17 protein-coding genes are annotated in these 16,109 nt (G+C 66.0%); 6 read left to right on the forward strand and 11 right to left on the reverse strand.

Annotation, left to right across the window (positions count from 1 at the left end):
• Positions 1-2: 2 nt before the first annotated feature.
• Positions 3-674 (reverse strand): ribonuclease T, encoded by a 672-nt coding sequence (gene rnt, locus JQX08_RS07125; protein WP_204915596.1) that lies wholly within the window; start codon positions 672-674, stop codon positions 3-5.
• On the reverse strand, positions 671-1,717 hold the full coding sequence (gene pyrC, locus JQX08_RS07130) for a dihydroorotase (RefSeq protein WP_204915597.1): 1,047 nt from the start codon (positions 1,715-1,717) through the stop codon (positions 671-673). Before pyrC ends, rnt begins: the two co-directional genes overlap by 4 nt.
• 162 nt (positions 1,718-1,879) lie before the next feature.
• Between pyrC and JQX08_RS07135 the strand changes: the two genes are divergently transcribed.
• The 3 genes from JQX08_RS07135 to gloA all read left to right on the forward strand — a co-directional run bounded on the left by JQX08_RS07135 (position 1,880) and on the right by gloA (position 4,677).
• Positions 1,880-2,857, forward strand: coding sequence for an OmpA family protein (locus JQX08_RS07135; protein WP_204915598.1), 978 nt, complete (start codon positions 1,880-1,882; stop codon positions 2,855-2,857).
• A 118-nt stretch (positions 2,858-2,975) separates the two neighbouring features.
• A complete protein-coding gene (locus JQX08_RS07140; RefSeq protein WP_204915599.1) occupies positions 2,976-4,193 on the forward strand; it encodes an argininosuccinate synthase in 1,218 nt (405 codons plus the stop codon).
• A 91-nt stretch (positions 4,194-4,284) separates the two neighbouring features.
• A complete protein-coding gene (gene gloA, locus JQX08_RS07145) occupies positions 4,285-4,677 on the forward strand; it encodes a lactoylglutathione lyase (protein ID WP_204915600.1) in 393 nt (130 codons plus the stop codon).
• Between the two features lie 55 nt (positions 4,678-4,732).
• Here the strand turns inward: gloA and JQX08_RS07150 are convergent, their stop codons facing one another.
• The 9 genes from JQX08_RS07150 to metG all read right to left on the reverse strand — a co-directional run bounded on the left by JQX08_RS07150 (position 4,733) and on the right by metG (position 13,730).
• Positions 4,733-4,915, reverse strand: coding sequence for a PA3496 family putative envelope integrity protein (locus tag JQX08_RS07150; RefSeq protein WP_204915601.1), 183 nt, complete (start codon positions 4,913-4,915; stop codon positions 4,733-4,735).
• 106 nt (positions 4,916-5,021) lie between these two features.
• Positions 5,022-5,660 (reverse strand): endonuclease III, encoded by a 639-nt coding sequence (nth, locus tag JQX08_RS07155; RefSeq protein WP_204915602.1) that lies wholly within the window; start codon positions 5,658-5,660, stop codon positions 5,022-5,024.
• Positions 5,657-6,367, reverse strand: a complete 711-nt coding sequence (locus tag JQX08_RS07160) for an electron transport complex subunit E (protein ID WP_204915603.1) — start codon at positions 6,365-6,367, stop codon at positions 5,657-5,659. Before JQX08_RS07160 ends, nth begins: the two co-directional genes overlap by 4 nt.
• A complete protein-coding gene (gene rsxG / locus JQX08_RS07165) occupies positions 6,360-7,010 on the reverse strand; it encodes an electron transport complex subunit RsxG (RefSeq protein WP_204915604.1) in 651 nt (216 codons plus the stop codon). Before rsxG ends, JQX08_RS07160 begins: the two co-directional genes overlap by 8 nt.
• Positions 7,007-8,038: an electron transport complex subunit RsxD gene (rsxD, locus tag JQX08_RS07170; protein ID WP_204915605.1), complete on the reverse strand. Its 1,032-nt coding sequence runs from the start codon at positions 8,036-8,038 to the stop codon at positions 7,007-7,009. Before rsxD ends, rsxG begins: the two co-directional genes overlap by 4 nt.
• Before the next feature lie 102 nt (positions 8,039-8,140).
• On the reverse strand, positions 8,141-10,420 hold the full coding sequence (gene rsxC / locus JQX08_RS07175) for an electron transport complex subunit RsxC (RefSeq protein WP_204915606.1): 2,280 nt from the start codon (positions 10,418-10,420) through the stop codon (positions 8,141-8,143).
• Positions 10,417-10,992 carry an electron transport complex subunit RsxB gene (gene rsxB / locus JQX08_RS07180; protein WP_204915607.1) on the reverse strand — a complete coding sequence of 192 codons (576 nt, stop codon included), beginning with the start codon at positions 10,990-10,992 and terminating at the stop codon, positions 10,417-10,419. The genes rsxC and rsxB overlap by 4 nt, the downstream gene beginning before the upstream one ends.
• Positions 10,989-11,573, reverse strand: a complete 585-nt coding sequence (gene rsxA / locus JQX08_RS07185) for an electron transport complex subunit RsxA (protein ID WP_204915608.1) — start codon at positions 11,571-11,573, stop codon at positions 10,989-10,991. The genes rsxB and rsxA overlap by 4 nt, the downstream gene beginning before the upstream one ends.
• 114 nt (positions 11,574-11,687) lie before the next feature.
• Positions 11,688-13,730, reverse strand: a complete 2,043-nt coding sequence (gene metG / locus JQX08_RS07190; protein ID WP_204915609.1) for a methionine--tRNA ligase — start codon at positions 13,728-13,730, stop codon at positions 11,688-11,690.
• Positions 13,731-13,944: 214 nt separating this feature from the next.
• Here metG and apbC point away from each other — a divergent pair, with 214 nt between their 5' ends.
• From apbC to JQX08_RS07205, 3 genes are all read left to right on the forward strand, one after another.
• Positions 13,945-15,039: an iron-sulfur cluster carrier protein ApbC gene (apbC, locus tag JQX08_RS07195; protein ID WP_204915610.1), complete on the forward strand. Its 1,095-nt coding sequence runs from the start codon at positions 13,945-13,947 to the stop codon at positions 15,037-15,039.
• 99 nt (positions 15,040-15,138) lie between these two features.
• Complete coding sequence (dcd, locus tag JQX08_RS07200; protein ID WP_109936026.1) at positions 15,139-15,705, forward strand: dCTP deaminase; 567 nt, start codon at positions 15,139-15,141, stop codon at positions 15,703-15,705.
• 161 nt (positions 15,706-15,866) lie between these two features.
• On the forward strand, positions 15,867-16,034 hold the full coding sequence (locus tag JQX08_RS07205; protein ID WP_205348214.1) for a hypothetical protein: 168 nt from the start codon (positions 15,867-15,869) through the stop codon (positions 16,032-16,034).
• Positions 16,035-16,109: the final 75 nt, after the last annotated feature.

Consider the following 16,109-nt stretch of genomic DNA (forward strand, 5'->3'; position numbering starts at 1 on the left):
CATCAATCGTCGTCGATCCAGCCGCCCATCTCTTTCCAGCGGTTGACGATGCCGCAGAACAGCTCGGCGGTCTTCTCGGTGTCGTAGCGGGCGGAGTGCGCCTCGCGGCCATCGAAGTCGATGCCGGCGGCCTGGCAGGCCTTGGCCAGTACGGTTTGACCGTAGGCGAGGCCGGCGAGGGTCGCGGTATCGAAGCTGGAGAAGGGGTGGAACGGATTGCGCTTGAGGCCGGTGCGCGCCACCGCGGCATTCAGGAAGCCGAGGTCGAAGTTGCTGTTGTGGCCGACCAGAATGGCGCGCTTGCAGCCGTTAGCTTTGATCGACTTGCGCAGGCCGCGGAAGATCTCGGTCAAGGCGTGCTCTTCGCTGACCGCCATGCGCAGCGGGTGATCGAGCTTGATCCCGGTGAACTCCAGCGCAGCGGCTTCGATGTTGGCGCCTTCGAACGGCTCGACGCGGAAGAAATGCGTATGGTCCGGATAAAGGAATCCACCCTCGTCGATGCCGATGGTGGTCGCGGCGATTTCCAGCAGCGCGTCGGTGGCGCAGTTGAAACCGCCGGTCTCGACATCCACCACTACCGGCAGGTAGCCGCGAAAGCGCGCCGCCATCGGGTGGCGCGGGCCGGACGGCAGGCTTCCGTCGAGTTCGTCGTCGAACTGTTCTTCGCTCACTGGGCGGCCTCCAGTAGGCGCCAGCGCAATTTCTCACCGGCGCGCAGCGGGATCACGCTGTGTTCGCCCAGCGGCAGGCTGGCCGGTGCGGTCCATTCTTCGCGGACCAGGGTGATGTGCTCCTGGTTGCGTGGCAGGCCGTAGAAGTCGGGGCCGTGGTGACTGGCGAAGGCTTCCAGCTTGCCCAGCGCGTTGCGCTGCTCGAAGGCTTCCGCATACAGCTCGATGGCGGCATAGGCGGTGTAGCAACCGGCGCAACCGCAGGCGGCTTCCTTGGCGTGCTGGGCATGTGGTGCCGAATCGGTGCCGAGGAAGAACTTCGGATTGCCGCTGGTGGCGGCATCCAGCAGCGCTTCCTGGTGGGTGTTGCGCTTGAGGATCGGCAGGCAATAGAAGTGCGGGCGGATGCCGCCGACCAACATGTGATTGCGGTTGTACAGCAGGTGGTGGGCGGTGATGGTCGCGCCGACGTTGGCCGAGGCATCCTTGACGAACTGCGCGGCGTCGGCGGTGGTGATGTGTTCGAACACCACCTTCAAGGTCGGGAAGCGCGCGACGACACGGGTCATGTGCTCGTCGATGAAGGCCTTCTCGCGGTCGAACACATCGATCTCGCTGCGGGTGACCTCACCGTGAACGAGCAACGGCAAGCCTACCTCCGCCATGGCTTCGAGCACCGGGAAGATCTTGTCGATGCTGGTTACGCCGGAATCGGAGTTCGTCGTGGCGCCGGCTGGATACAGCTTGGCAGCGTGGACGAAGCCGCTGGCCTTGGCGGCGCGCACCTCATCGGTGCTTGTGCGGTCGGTGAGGTAGAGCACCATCAGCGGCTCGAAGCGGCTGCCAGCCGGACGCGCGGCGAGGATGCGCTGGCGGTAGGCGTCGGCCTCCTCGGCGTTGCGCACCGGCGGCACGAGATTGGGCATGATGATGGCGCGGCCGAAATTGCGTGCGGCATCGGCGACGGTGTGGGTCAGCGCAGCGCCGTCGCGCAGGTGGATGTGCCAATCGTCGGGGCGCAGCAGGGTCAAGCGGTCGGACATGGGGAGTTCCAGGCGGGTAAAACGTGGCTGAATGCTACCGGAAAAGGCCTCCGGCCGGTTGGCGTATTTTCGCCCGCAAGCCACGGGATTGGGCGACCGGCTATCAAGTTCTGCCTGGCGCGACCGATACCAAGAGGAACCCGTATTACCGTGGAGCTCGCCGTGCGCCAGCGTTGTTTCGTCCTGCTTAGCCTGTTGGCGTGTTTGCCGGCGCAGGCCATCACCTTTCAGACCCGCCTGGAGCAGGCGGAATGGAAGGTCGAGGGCGATCAGTTCGAGTGCCGGCTTTCGCAAAGCGTCACCGATTTCGGCGTCGGCGAATTCGTCCGCCGTGCCGGCGAACAAGCGACCTTCCGTTTGCAGGCGCGTGAGCGCTGGATGGGGGCGGGCTCGGCGACCCTGCTGGCGGCGGCCGCGCCCTGGCAGCCGGGGCGCGGCGACATCAACCTCGGTGCGGTCAGTGTCGGCGGCGGCGAGGTGCCGTTCAACAGCTCCCAGCTGCAAGCCGGGCGCCTGCTCAGCGGTTTGCTCGACGGGCGCAGTCCGCTAGTCCGTCACCGAACTTTGCAGGGTGGCGAAACCCTCGAAGTGCGCCTGTTGCCGGTGAAATTCACCAAGGCCTACGACGACTATCTGGGCTGCACGCGCAAGCTGTTGCCGGTCAATTTCGACCAGGTCAAGCAGCGGCAGCTCGGTTTCCCCGACAACGGCACGGCGCTGGACGGCATGGCGCGGGCTCAGCTGGACATCATCCTGCAGTACCTGCAGGCCGACCCCAGCGTCAATCACATCGAGCTCGATGGCCACTCCGACAACAGCGGCAGCCGGCTGAGCAACCGCGACCTGTCGCGGCGGCGGGCGGTGGCGGTGCAGGATTACTTCCAGGCCAATGGCGTGCCGGCCGAGCGCATCGTGGTGCGCTTCTATGGCGAGCAGTTCCCGTTGGTCGCCAACAACAGCACGGCCAACCGGGCGAAGAACCGCCGAGTGACCGTCCACCTGTCGCGCGTCGCCGAAGCTGCTCCCACCGCATCGCCGGTGGCTGTCCCGGCACCCACTCCGGCCCCGGCTGCCGCGCCGGCAGCCGTTCCTCCAGCCAGCCCTAGCGCGCCGGCGAACAAAACCGCCTCCGCCTCCTGACGTCGCGGCGCTGCAAATATATGTCGCCTCGTCGTCTCAAGCTGTCGCGCCCCTGTAAATTGGCTTTCAGGGCCAGTAGAATCGCCGGTTTTCGGTAACACCCCCTGGAGTTGATGGCATGGCGGACGTGAAGAAGGTAGTCCTGGCGTATTCCGGTGGCCTGGACACCTCGGTGATCCTCAAGTGGCTGCAAGACACCTATAACTGCGAAGTGGTGACTTTCACCGCAGACCTCGGTCAAGGCGAGGAGGTCGAGCCGGCCCGTGCCAAGGCCAAGGCCATGGGCGTCAAGGAAATCTACATTGATGACCTGCGCGAAGAATTCGTTCGCGACTTCGTGTACCCGATGTTTCGCGCCAACACCATCTACGAAGGCGAGTACCTGCTGGGTACCTCCATCGCGCGTCCGCTGATCGCCAAGCGCCTGATCGAAATCGCCAACGAGACCGGCGCCGACGCCATCTCCCACGGCGCCACCGGCAAGGGCAACGACCAGGTGCGCTTCGAACTCGGCGCCTACGCACTGAAGCCGGGCGTGAAAGTGATCGCGCCGTGGCGTGAGTGGGAGCTGCTGTCCCGCGAGAAGCTGATGGACTACGCCGAGAAGCACGCCATCCCGATCGAGCGCCACGGCAAGAAGAAATCGCCGTACTCCATGGACGCCAACCTGCTGCACATCTCCTATGAAGGCGGCGTGCTGGAAGACACTTGGACCGAGCACGAAGAGGATATGTGGAAGTGGACCGTCTCCCCGGAGAAGGCTCCCGATACCCCGACCTACATCGAGCTGACCTTCCGCAAGGGTGACATCGTTGCCATCGACGGCAAGGAAATGAGCCCGGCCACCGTGCTGGCCGAGCTGAACCGCATCGGCGGTGAGAACGGCATCGGCCGTCTCGACATCGTCGAGAACCGCTATGTCGGCATGAAGTCGCGCGGCTGCTACGAGACCCCCGGCGGCACCATCATGCTGCGTGCACACCGCGCCATCGAGTCGATCACCCTCGACCGCGAAGTCGCTCACCTGAAAGACGAGCTGATGCCGAAGTACGCCAGCCTGATCTACACCGGCTACTGGTGGAGCCCGGAGCGTCTGATGCTACAGCAGATGATCGATGCCTCGCAGACCAACGTGAACGGTGTGGTGCGCCTGAAGCTGTACAAAGGCAACGTCATCGTTACCGGTCGCAAGTCCGACGATTCGCTGTTCGACGCCAACATCGCGACCTTCGAGGAAGACGGCGGCGCCTACAACCAGGCCGACGCCGCAGGCTTCATCAAGCTCAACGCGCTGCGCATGCGCATCGCGGCCGGCAAGGGTCGCAAGCTGTTCTGATAAGCTATACGCCCCGTGCCAGACAAACCCCGGCCACGAGCCGGGGTTTGCTTTTATAAGCCCGCAAAGGGCGAACGATGAGGAAGATCAGATGAGACTGCTGCATACCATGCTGCGGGTCGGCGACCTGGATAAATCCATCGCCTTCTACACCGAAGTGCTCGGCATGACCCTGCTGCGCCGCAAGGACTATCCGGACGGTCAGTTCACCCTGGCCTTCGTCGGCTACGGCGATGAGGCACACAACAGCGTGATCGAGCTGACCTTCAACTGGGGCGTGGACAGCTATGAACTGGGCACTGGCTACGGCCACATCGCCCTGGAAGTGGCGGACGTCTACAAGGCCTGCGAGGACATCCGCGCGCGCGGCGGCAAGATCACCCGTGAGCCGGGGCCGATGAAGCACGGCAGCAGCATCCTGGCGTTCGTTGAAGACCCGGACGGCTACAAGATCGAGTTGCTCTCGCCAACTCGTGGCGACTGAGCTCCGGCGCACAAAAAAGCCCCGCATTGGCGGGGCTTTTTCTTGAGCGCAATGCTCACAGATCGAAATCGTATTCGGCGAGCTGCTTGTTGAGACGACGCTCTTCCAGCAGGTTGTCGATGATGCGGCGCTTTGTCAGATTGGTCTTTGCCACTTCAACGGTGGCAACGGCGGCATCCTCAGAGTCGTCTGCGGTGACGTCGTCTTCGAGTTCGATCTCTTCTTTGCCAGTACTCATGATGTGCACTCCCGGCTACCAGGGCCATTTGCGCACCTTATATCGGCAATTGCTGGGCCGGTAAAAAAGATTTTTTCAATCGATCGGTCAACAATTTATCAATCGCTCAATCGTCCGACGTTTTGCTCTTGTACTCGCACAGATCTTCGATCCGGCAGCTGCCACAGCGCGGTTTGCGCGCCTGGCAGACATAGCGGCCATGCAGGATCAGCCAGTGGTGGGCATCCAGTAGATAATCCTTGGGCACGAACTTGAGCAGCTTTTTCTCCACCTCCAGCACGGTCTTGCCGGGGGCGATGCCGGTGCGGTTGCTGACCCGGAAAATGTGTGTGTCCACGGCCATGGCCGGCTGGCGGAAGGCGGTGTTGAGCACCACGTTGGCGGTCTTGCGGCCCACCCCGGGCAACGCCTCGAGGTCCTCGCGGTTGTCCGGCACCTGGCTGCCGTGTTTTTCGATGAGCAGCCGGCAGGTCTCGATGACGTTCTTCGCCTTGCTGTTGAACAGGCCGATGGTCTTGATATAGGCCGACAGCCCGTCGACGCCCAGCGCGTAGATCGCCTCCGGGGTGTTGGCGACCGGATAGAGCTTGGCGGTGGCCTTGTTGACGCCGACGTCGGTGGCCTGGGCGGAGAGGATCACCGCGATCAGCAGCTCGAACGGTGTGCTGTAGTCCAGCTCGGTGCGTGGTTCCGGATTGTCCTCGTGCAGGCGGCGGAAGATTTCCAGGCGTTTGGCAGCGTTCACTCAATCACTCCGGTTACCCGCACGCGGCGGCTGGCCACCGGCGCGGCGTCGTCGGCCGGGCGCGGGGCTCGGGCGGCGACCAGTTCGTCGATATGGTTCTTCAGGGCGATCAGCAGGCCGAGCACGAGGAACGCGCCGGGCGGCAGGATGGCCAGCAGAAAGCCCTGGTAATGCGGGAACAGGGTGATCTGCCAGTCGGCGGCGGCTGCGCCGAACAGCAGCTGCATGTTGCCCAGCAGCGCGCCGGTGCCGAGCAGCTCGCGCGCGCTGCCGAGCACCAGCAGCACGGCGGCGAAGCCCAGGCCCATCATCAGGCCGTCGAAGCCGGCGTGCAGCACGCCATTCTTCGCCGCGAACGCCTCGGCGCGGCCGAGGATGATGCAGTTGGTGGTGATCAGCGGGATGAAGATGCCGAGGATCTGGTACAGCTCGTAGGTGTAGGCGCGCATCAGCAGTTCGATGCAGGTGGTCAGCGCGGCGATGATCATGACGAAGATCGGCAGGCGCACAGTGTCCGGCACGCTGTGGCGGATTAGCGCCACGGCGGCGTTGGAGCAGGCCAGCACCAGGGTGGTGGCGAGGCCCAGGCCGAGTGCGTTGACCATCGAATTACTGGTGCCGAGCAGCGGGCACAGACCGAGCAGTTGCACCAGGCCCGGGTTGTTCTTCCACAGGCCGTTGACGGCGATCTCGCGGAAACTAGCCATGCGTGTCGCTCCTCGCCGCCAGCAGCTGCTCTTTATGTTTGTCGAAGTACTGCAGCGCGCGCTGCACCGCCTTGACCACCGCACGCGGGGTGATGGTGGCGCCGGCGAACTGGTCGAACTGCCCGCCATCCTTCTTCACCGCCCAGCCGCTCTCGCCAGGATCGCTCAGGCTGCGCCCGTCGAAACCGTGCATCCACGGGCTCTTGGTCAGCTCGATGCGGTCGCCGAGGCCCGGCGTTTCGCTGTGTTTGACCGCGCGCACGCCGGCCAGCCGGCCATCGGCGAGCACGCCGACCAGCAGGTGGATGGCGCCGCTGTAGCCGTTCGGCGCGGTGACCTGGAGGATCACCGCGGTCGGCTGGCCGCGCAGCGTCGCGACGTAGGCGGGCAGCGGCTTGGCTTTGCCGAGCAGCTCGGGGTCGAAGGCTTCCACGCTGTCGTCGAGCAGGTGGTTGTCATAGCTGCCGGCGGGCAGGATCTCGCCGAGGGTGCGGCCCTGGGCGTCGCGTTCGGCCTGCTGGATGCGCGTGGCGGTGCCTTGCTGGGTGACGGCGACCAGGCCCACGGTGACGATGGCGAACAGCCCGAGCAGCAGGGCGTTTTTCAGCATCGAACGAGTGATCTCGGTGACGGGCACGGTCATTCCCCGATCTTGAAGCCGCGGTCGGCCTTGCGGTGGCCGTAGGTGCGCGGCCGCGTGTAATAGTCGATGGTCGGCGCGGCAAGGTTCATCAGCAGCACGGCGAACGCCACGCCGTCCGGATAGCCGCCCCAGGTACGGATCAGGTAGATCAGGATGCCGACCCCGGCGCCAAAGATCAGCCGGCCGCGGTTGCTGGTCGCGCCGCTGACCGGGTCGGTGACGATGAAGAACGCGCCGAGCATGGTCGCACCGCTGAGCAGGTGAAACAGCGGCGAGCCGTTGGAGTCCGAGCCGTTGCCGTTCCAGCACAGCAGGCTCAGCACCGCCAGCGCGGCGAGCATGCCGACCGGCGCGTGCCAGGTGAACAGCTTGCGATACAGCAGGTACAGGCCGCCGGCGAGGAATGCCAGGTTGACCCATTCGGCGCCCGCGCCGCCGAAGCCGCCAAATGCCGGGTTGCTGCTGCGCAGCTCCTCCATGGTCAGGCTGTGGTTGTGCTGCAGGGCATCCAGCGCGGTGGCGTGGCTCCAGCCGTCCGGCAGGCTGGTGATGCCGAGAATCTGCTGCAGGGCATCCCAGGGGCCGACGAATTGCGCCTGCGGCCAGGTGCTCATGGCCATCGGGAAGGACACCAGCGCCACCACGTAGCCGACCATCGCCGGGTTGAACGGGTTCTGTCCGAGGCCACCGTACAGCTGCTTGCCGAACACGATGGCGAAGGCGGTGGCGATCAGCGTCAGCCACCAGGGCGCGTAGGGCGGCAGGGCCAGGGCCAGCAGCACCGCGGTGACCAGCGCACTGCCGTCACGCAGGAAGAACTGCACCGGCCGGCCGCGCAGCTTGAGCATCGCCGCTTCGCAACCGAGCGCCACGGCGCTGGCCCAGAGCAGGTTGATCAGCGTGCCGAAGCCGTACAGCCAGCACAGCACGAAGGCCCCGGGCGCTGCCGCGAGCAGCACCTGCAGCATCACGCGCTGGGTGCGATTGCTCCCCGTGGTGTGGGGCGAGGTGATGCGGGGCAGGGCCATGGGGGCTCCGGTGGGTTGCTGGTTGCCTGGATGGCCTGTGCCGGTCCGGGCGATTGCGAGGTTGCGAGTTTGGCGGGTGGATTGAGCGGCGCTCGATCCACCCTAGGGTTCGTTCTGATGTTCCTGCAATTTATGTTCGGCTTCGGCCAGCCGCGTCTGCGCCGCCTGCAGTGCTGTGGCGTCGGCCTGCGGGTCGCGCTCGAGTTTGCGCAGGTCGGCGCGGGCGAAGGCCAGTTCGGTTTTCAGCGCCCTAGTGATTTCGTCGATCGGGCGCTTGTCGGTGCGCACCAGTACTGGCGCGGGCTTGCCGGACGCGTCTTCGGCGGCATGCAGGGCCTGCTCGGCGGCGCTGAGCGCGGCGCGCAGTGGCTCAAGTTCTTCGGCCGGGGCGTTGGCCTGTTCGGCCTTCTTCAGTTCGGCGCGCTTCAGCGCCAGCTCGATCTTGGCGCGCTTCAACGCGCTATGGTCCGCCGCCGGGGACAAGGTTGGCGCGACGACAGCGGCGGCTTCGAGCGCGCTCAATTCGCTGCGCAGCTCCTCCAGCTGCGCCTGCTGCTCCGCGCTGGGCGTTGCACCGGCGGCGCTTTCCAGCTTCTTCAACTGTACGCGCAGCATGGCGCCGCGGATCTTCGCCTGCTTGCGCGCCGCCTCGTCGTTGCCGGTCGCAGGCGGAATCGCGGCGGCGGCCGGCTGAATGGCGTCGAGTGCCTGTTGCGCGGCGCTGGCCGCCTCGCGCAGTTGCTCGACCTGCGCCTGCAGCACCGGCGTGGCGTGCACGGCGAACTGTTTTTCGGCTTTGCTGAGGGCGACCTGCGCCATGCTTGCGGCGATCTTCAGGCGCTTCTGCTCGTCGCTGAGTCCGGGCTTCTGCGCCTGTACGCGGGCGATGTTGTCGCCGGTCGGTGGCGCGCTGGCGGTGTCCTCGGCCGGCGCGCGGACGCGTTCGGCCCGCGCGAGACGCGCCTGGCGTTCGCTGTCGCGGCGCTCCTCGTCGCGGCGCAAGCGCTCCTGGCGCGATTCGAAGCGCTGCCGCGCCTGTTCTGCCTTGAGCTGCTTCTGCTCCTGCTCGCGAATCTCCGCCTTGGCCGCGCGGTAGTACTGCACCAGCGGGATGCTCGACGGGCACACATAGGCGCAGGCGCCGCACTCGATGCAATCGAACAGGTTGTGCGCGCGCAGTTGCTCGTGCTCTTCGCCGAGGGCGAAGAAGTGCAGTTGCTGCGGTAGCAGGCTGGCCGGGCAGACCTCGGCGCAATCGCCGCAGCGGATGCACGGCAGCGCCGGCGTCGGCGCGGGCAGTTCGGCGGCGGTGGCGGCGATCAGGCAGTTGGTGGTCTTGATCAGCGGCACGTCGCTGGACGGCAGGGTTATGCCCATCATCGAGCCGCCCATGATCAGGCGGTCCAGCCGCTCGTGGTGCAGGCCGGCGAACTCGAGCAGCTCGGCGACCGCAGTGCCGAGCAGCGCCTCGACGTTCATCGGCCGCTCTAGCGCGGCGCCGGTGAGGGTGACGATGCGCGAGATCAGTGGCTGGCCGAGCACCACGGCGCGGTATACCGCCACGGCGGTGCCGACGTTCAGGCAGAGCATGCCGATGTCCGCCGGCAGGCCGCCGCTCGGTACCTCGACGCCGGTGAGGATCTGGATCAGCTGCTTTTCGCCGCCGGACGGGTACCTGGTCGGGAACTCGCGCAGCTGGTAGGGCCGCTCGCCCAACGCGGCGCGCACCGCGGCGATGGCCTCGGGCTTGTCATCCTCGATGCCGATCAGCACCTGCTCCGGTTGCAGCAGGTGGGCGAGCACGTCGATGCCGCCGAGCAGTTCGGCGGCCTGTTCGCGCATCAGCAGGTCGTCGGCACTGATGTACGGCTCGCATTCGGCGCCGTTGATCACCAGGGTGTGAATCTTCTCCGCCGGCCGCGCGCTGAGTTTGACCTCGGTGGGGAAACCGGCGCCGCCCAGGCCGTTGATCCCGGCGCCGCGAATCCGTGCGAGCAGCTCACCGGGCGCCAGGCTGCGGAACTCCGCGCAGGGCTGCAGTTCGCACCATTGGTCGAGGCCGTCGCTGTCGATGACGATGGCCGGCGCTGGCAGGCCGGAGACGTGCGGGTAGGGCTGCGCGCCGATGTAGCTGACCGTGCCCGAGGTCGGCGCGTGCAGCGCCAGGCTGACGAAGCCGCTGGCGGCGGCCAGCAGCTGGCCCTTGAGGACCCGCTCGCCAACCTGCACCAGCGGTTCGGCCGGTGCGCCGATGTGCTGGTTGAGTGGCAGCACCAGACGCCGCGGCAGCGGCGGGCGCTGCAGCGGCAGCGCGGTGGACTGGCGCTTGTTGATCGGCGGGTGGATGCCACCGGGCATCGCCCACAGCTGCATGGCCGTCATGCCGCCTGCTCCCGGTCGGTGGCGATCAGGCGCGCCGGTTGCGGCCACTTCCAGCTGCGCAGGTCGCTGGCCAGCGGCAGCATGTCGATGCAGTCGACCGGGCAGGGCTCGATGCACAGGTCGCAGCCGGTGCATTCGCTGGCGATCACCGTGTGCATCAGCCGCGCCGCGCCGACGATGGCGTCGACCGGGCAGGCCTGGATGCACTTGGTGCAGCCGATGCACTCGGCCTCGCGGATGAAGGCCACCAGCGGCGGCTTCTCGCCGCCCTCGCCGCCCTCGGCGTCCAGCGGCTCCGGCTCCAGGTCGAGCAGGTCGGCCAGCGCGGCGATGGTCGCGGCGCCGCCGGGGGGGCACTTGTTGATCTTGTCGCCGGCGGCGATCGCCTCGGAGTAGGGCTTGCAGCCGGGATAGCCGCACTGGCCGCACTGGGTCTGCGGCAGCAGCGCGTTGACCTGTTCGGCGATCGGGTTGCCCTCGACGCGAAAGCGCACCGCCGCATAGCCGAGCGCGGCGCCGCACAGCAGGCACAGCACCAGCACCACAAGGACCGCGCTGAGGATCAGGCTCATGGCTTGATCAACCCGGAGAAGCCCATGAACGCCAGCGACATCAAACCGGCGGTGATCATGCCGATCGCCGCGCCCTGGAACGGCTTGGGCACGTCGGCGATGGCGATGCGCTCGCGCATGGCGGCGAACAGCACCAGCACCAGCGAGAAGCCGAGGCCGGCGGCAAAGCCCTGCACGGTGGCGGTGAGGAAGTTCAGCTCGCTCTTGTTGGCGTTGAGCAGCGCTACGCCGAGGACGATGCAGTTGGTGGTGATCAGCGGCAGGAAGATGCCCAGCACGCGGTACAGCAGCGGGCTGGTCTTGTTCACCACCATCTCGGTGAACTGCACCACCACGGCGATCACCAGGATGAAGGCGATGGTGCGCAAGAACTCGAGGTCCAGCGGCTTGAGCACGTACTGCTGGACCAGGTAGCTGCACATCGCCGCCAGGGTCAGCACGAAGGTGGTGGCCAGCGACAGGCCGATGGCCGTTTCGATCTTGCGCGACACGCCCATGAACGGGCACAGGCCGAGGAACTGCACCAGCACGAAGTTGTTGACCAGGATCGAGCTGACCAGGATCAGGGCGAGTTCAGTCATCGACGCTACCGAAGCCGGGGAGGGAGGACACCTGTTAAGGCTAGCCGGTGGATGCCCGCTTGGGCATCCATCCGGCCGAAGCGGGCGGCGCTGTGCGGCCGCCCGCTGCCCGGGTTACTTGACGCGCTGGCCCGGCTTGGCGCCGCTGTCCGGGCCGAGCAGGTAGATCTCCTCGCCACCGGGGCCGGCGGCCAGGACCATGCCTTCGGAAACGCCGAACTTCATCTTGCGTGGCGCCAGGTTGGCCACGTAGAGGGTCAGGCGACCTTGCAGCTTGGCCGGGTCGGGGTAGGCGCTCTTGATTCCGGAGAACACGTTGCGCTTGGCGTCGCCGATATCCAGGGTCAGGCGCAGCAGTTTGTCGGCGCCTTCGACGAACTCGGCCTTCTCGATCAGCGCGATGCGCAGGTCGACCGCGGCGAAGGCGTCGAAGTTGATCTCGGCGGCCAGCGGGTCTTTCGTTAGCTCGCCGTTGCCTTGAGGAGCGTTGCCGGCTTCGCTGGCGGCCAGGTCTTCCTTGGAAGCGTCGACCATCGCTTCGATCTTCGCCGGCTCGATGCGCGTCAGCAGCGGGGTGAAGGGGTTCAACTGGTGGTTGGCGAGCGGCGTGGCCAGGTCGTTCCAGCTCAGCGGGGCGACGTTGAGGAATGCCTCGGCGTCGCGCGCCAGGTTCGGCAGCACCGGCTTGAGCAGGATCACCAGCTGGCGGAACAGGTTGACGCCCAGTGCGCAGATGTCCTGCACCTCGGCCTGCTTGCCTTCGACCTTGTTCAGCGCCCACGGCGCCTTGTCGGCGATCCAGGCGTTGGCGCGGTCGGCCAGGGCCATGATCTCGCGCATGGCGCGGGAGAAGTCACGCGCCTCGTAGGCTTCGGTAATGCTCGGTGCGGCGGCCTGGAAGGCGTCCCACAGCTCGGGCTCAGGATTCGCCTGTACCAGCACGCCAGCGTTGCCCTTGTGGATAAAGCCGGCGCAGCGGCTGGCGATGTTGACCACCTTGCCGACCAGGTCGGAATTGACCTTCTGCACGAAGTCCTCGAGGTTCAGGTCGAGGTCATCGACGCCACGGCCGAGCTTGGCCGCGTAGTAGTAGCGCAGGTACTCGGGGTTGAGGTGATCCAGGTAGGTGCGCGCCTTGATGAAGGTACCGCGCGACTTGGACATCTTCTGCCCGTTGACGGTCAGGTAGCCGTGCACGTTGACCGCGGTCGGCTTGCGGAAGCCCGCCCCTTCGAGCATGGCCGGCCAGAACAGCGCGTGGAAGTTGACGATGTCCTTGCCGATGAAGTGGTACAGCTCGGCGCTCGAGTCCTTGCCCCAGAACGCGTCGAAGTCCAGTTCCGGGCGCTTGGCGCAGAGGTTCTTGAAGCTGGCCATGTAGCCGATCGGCGCGTCCAGCCAGACGTAGAAGTACTTGCCCGGCTCGTCGGGAATCTCGAAGCCGAAGTACGGCGCGTCGCGGGAGATGTCCCACTCCTGCAGGCCGCCATCCAGCCATTCGGCGATCTTGTTGGCCACCGCGTCCTGCAGGGTGCCGCTGCGAGTCCAGCTTTTCAGCATGGCCTCGAAGTCCGGCAGCTTGAAGAAGAAGTGCTTGGACTCCTTGAGCACCGGCACTGCGCCGGAGATCGCCGAGCGCGGGTTCTTCAGTTCGGTCGGCTCGTAGGTGGCGCCGCATTTCTCGCAGTTGTCGCCGTACTGGTCCTCGGCCGCGCATTTCGGGCAGGTGCCCTTGATGAAGCGGTCGGCGAGGAACATGCCCTTCTCGGGGTCGAAGTACTGGGTCACCGCGCGCGTGGCGATGTGGCCGGCGTCACGCAGCTTGAGGTAGATGGCCGCGGAGAGCTCGCGGTTTTCCTCGGCGTGGGTCGAGTGGTAGTTGTCGAAGTCGACCAGGAAATCGGCGAAGTCGGCGGTGTGCTCGGCCTGCACGTTGGCGATCAGCTGTTCCGGGGTGATGCCTTCCTTTTCCGCACGCAGCATGATCGCCGAGCCATGCGCGTCGTCCGCGCACACGTAGATCGCCTGGTTGCCGCGCAGCTTCTGGAAACGCACCCACATGTCGGTCTGGATGTACTCGAGCATGTGGCCGAGGTGGATCGAACCGTTGGCATAGGGCAGGGCGCTGGTAACGAGAATCTTGCGGGCTTCGGACATGGTGATCGGCCGTTCGGGGAAATCGAAGGAAGTCGGCCACTATATAGGCGCGGCGGTTTTTTTTCATCCGCAGCGCCGCTGGCGGCCCTGACAGGAGTGACTTGTGGGGCGAAGGAGCGGGCGGGTTGGCGAATAAATTCGCGGCCACGACGAGCCGGCCTGCCTCGGCTGGTATCATGCCCACCTGTTTTGCTCAGCCTTTCGGAGTCGCCCCATGAGCTCTATCACCCGCGAAGCGGTTGAAGCCTGCCTGCGCCAGTTCACCGACCCTCATTACAACCAGGACCCGGTCAGCGCCGGCTGCCTGCGCGAAGTCGACATCCAGGGCGGCAGCGTCCGCGTGCGCCTGGAGCTGGGCTACGCCGCCGCGCTGTTCAAGAATGGCTGGGCGCAGATGCTGCAGATGGCCCTGGAGAACCTCGACGGCGTGAGCGCCGCCCAGGTGCAGGTGGACTCAGTGATCGCGGCGCACAAGGCGCAGGCCCAGGTGCCGGCGCTGGCCAACGTGAAGAACGTGATCGCCGTGGCCTCCGGCAAGGGCGGGGTCGGCAAGTCGACCACCGCTGCCAACCTGGCGCTGGCGCTGGCCCGTGAAGGTGCCAAGGTGGGCATCCTCGACGCCGACATCTACGGCCCCAGCCAGGGCATCATGTTCGGCATCCCCGAGGGCACCCGGCCGCAGGTCAAGGACCAGAAGTGGTTCGTGCCGCTCAAGGCGCACGGCGTGGAGGTCATGTCGATGGCCTTCCTCACCGACGACAACACCCCGGTGGTGTGGCGCGGGCCGATGGTTTCCGGTGCGCTGTTGCAGCTGATCACCCAGACCGCCTGGGACGATCTCGACTACCTGGTGGTCGATATGCCGCCGGGCACTGGTGACATCCAGCTGACCCTGGCGCAGAAGGTCCCGGTGGCCGGCAGCGTGATCGTCACCACGCCGCAGGACCTGGCCCTGCTGGATGCCAAGAAGGGCGTGGAGATGTTCCGTAAGGTCAATATTCCGGTGCTCGGTGTGGTGGAAAACATGGCCGTGCACATCTGCTCCAACTGCGGGCATGCCGAGCACCTGTTCGGTGAGGGCGGTGGTGAGAAGCTCGCCGCGCAGTACGGCGTCGACCTGCTGGCCTCGCTACCGCTGTCGATGGCCATCCGCCTGCAGGCCGACGGCGGCAAGCCGACTGCGATCGCCGACCCGGAAAGCCAGATCGCCATGATCTACCAGCAGATGGCGCGTACCGTCGGGGCGCGCATCGCGCTCAGCGAGCAGGCCGCGCCGGCGATGCCGACCATCATGGTTTCCGACGACTGAGCCGGGTGCGGGTGACCGTCGACCTTTGCCGGTCGGCAGTCACCCCGGTAAGATGCGCGCTCACTTTTTCACCAATCGCGACTCAGGACGACACCAGCCATGAGCATCAAATCGGATAAATGGATTCGCCGCATGGCCCTGGAGCACGGCATGATCGAGCCCTTCGTCGAGCGCCAGGTGCGCGGCGCGGACGACAGCCGGGTGATCTCCTACGGCGTCTCCAGCTACGGCTACGACGTGCGTTGCGCCGCCGAATTCAAGGTGTTCACCAACATCCACTCGGCGGTGGTCGACCCGAAGAACTTCGACGAGAAGAGCTTCGTCGACATCAACAGCGACGTCTGCATCATCCCGCCGAACTCCTTTGCCCTGGCCCGCACCGTCGAGTACTTCCGTATCCCGCGCGATGTGCTGACCATCTGCCTGGGCAAGAGCACCTACGCGCGCTGTGGCATCATCGTCAACGTCACCCCGCTCGAGCCGGAGTGGGAAGGCCATGTAACCCTGGAGTTCTCCAACACCACCAACCTGCCGGCGAAGATCTACGCCCATGAAGGCGTGGCGCAGATGCTGTTCCTGCAGTCCGACGAGGCCTGCGAAGTGTCTTACCGAGACCGCGGCGGCAAGTACCAGGGCCAGACCGGCGTGACCCTGCCGAAAGCCTGATTGCGCTGCATGCTGAACGAGCCGGGCCACTGCCCGGCTTTTTCATGCCTGCGATTCGCTGACCGTAGCTGGCCGACGAAGTACCTGGAATTCCCTGGCGTCCCGCTCACTCTACTGGTGAACACTGCGGCCGGTTGGCGGCCGGGCATGGGAGGTGAAGGATGGTCAGATCGAACCTGAAGGCTGGCGCGGCGCAGCTGCATATCTCTGGCGGAATTCCCGGACAGCCAGACCCGGATGTCCCCGATCTGCCGGGCAAACCGGCCGAGCCGACGGAGCCGGGTGAACCCACGGTGCCGGATCAGCCGCCACCGGCGCCGGTGGTCTAGACAAAAAAAGGCGCCCCGTGGGGCGCCTGGAGTATTAATCAACGATGCAGGGTTGTGAGTCCTGCAGCGTCGCTA

It is taken from the genome of Zestomonas insulae, assembly GCF_016901015.1.
Lineage (GTDB): Bacteria > Pseudomonadota > Gammaproteobacteria > Pseudomonadales > Pseudomonadaceae > Aquipseudomonas > Aquipseudomonas insulae.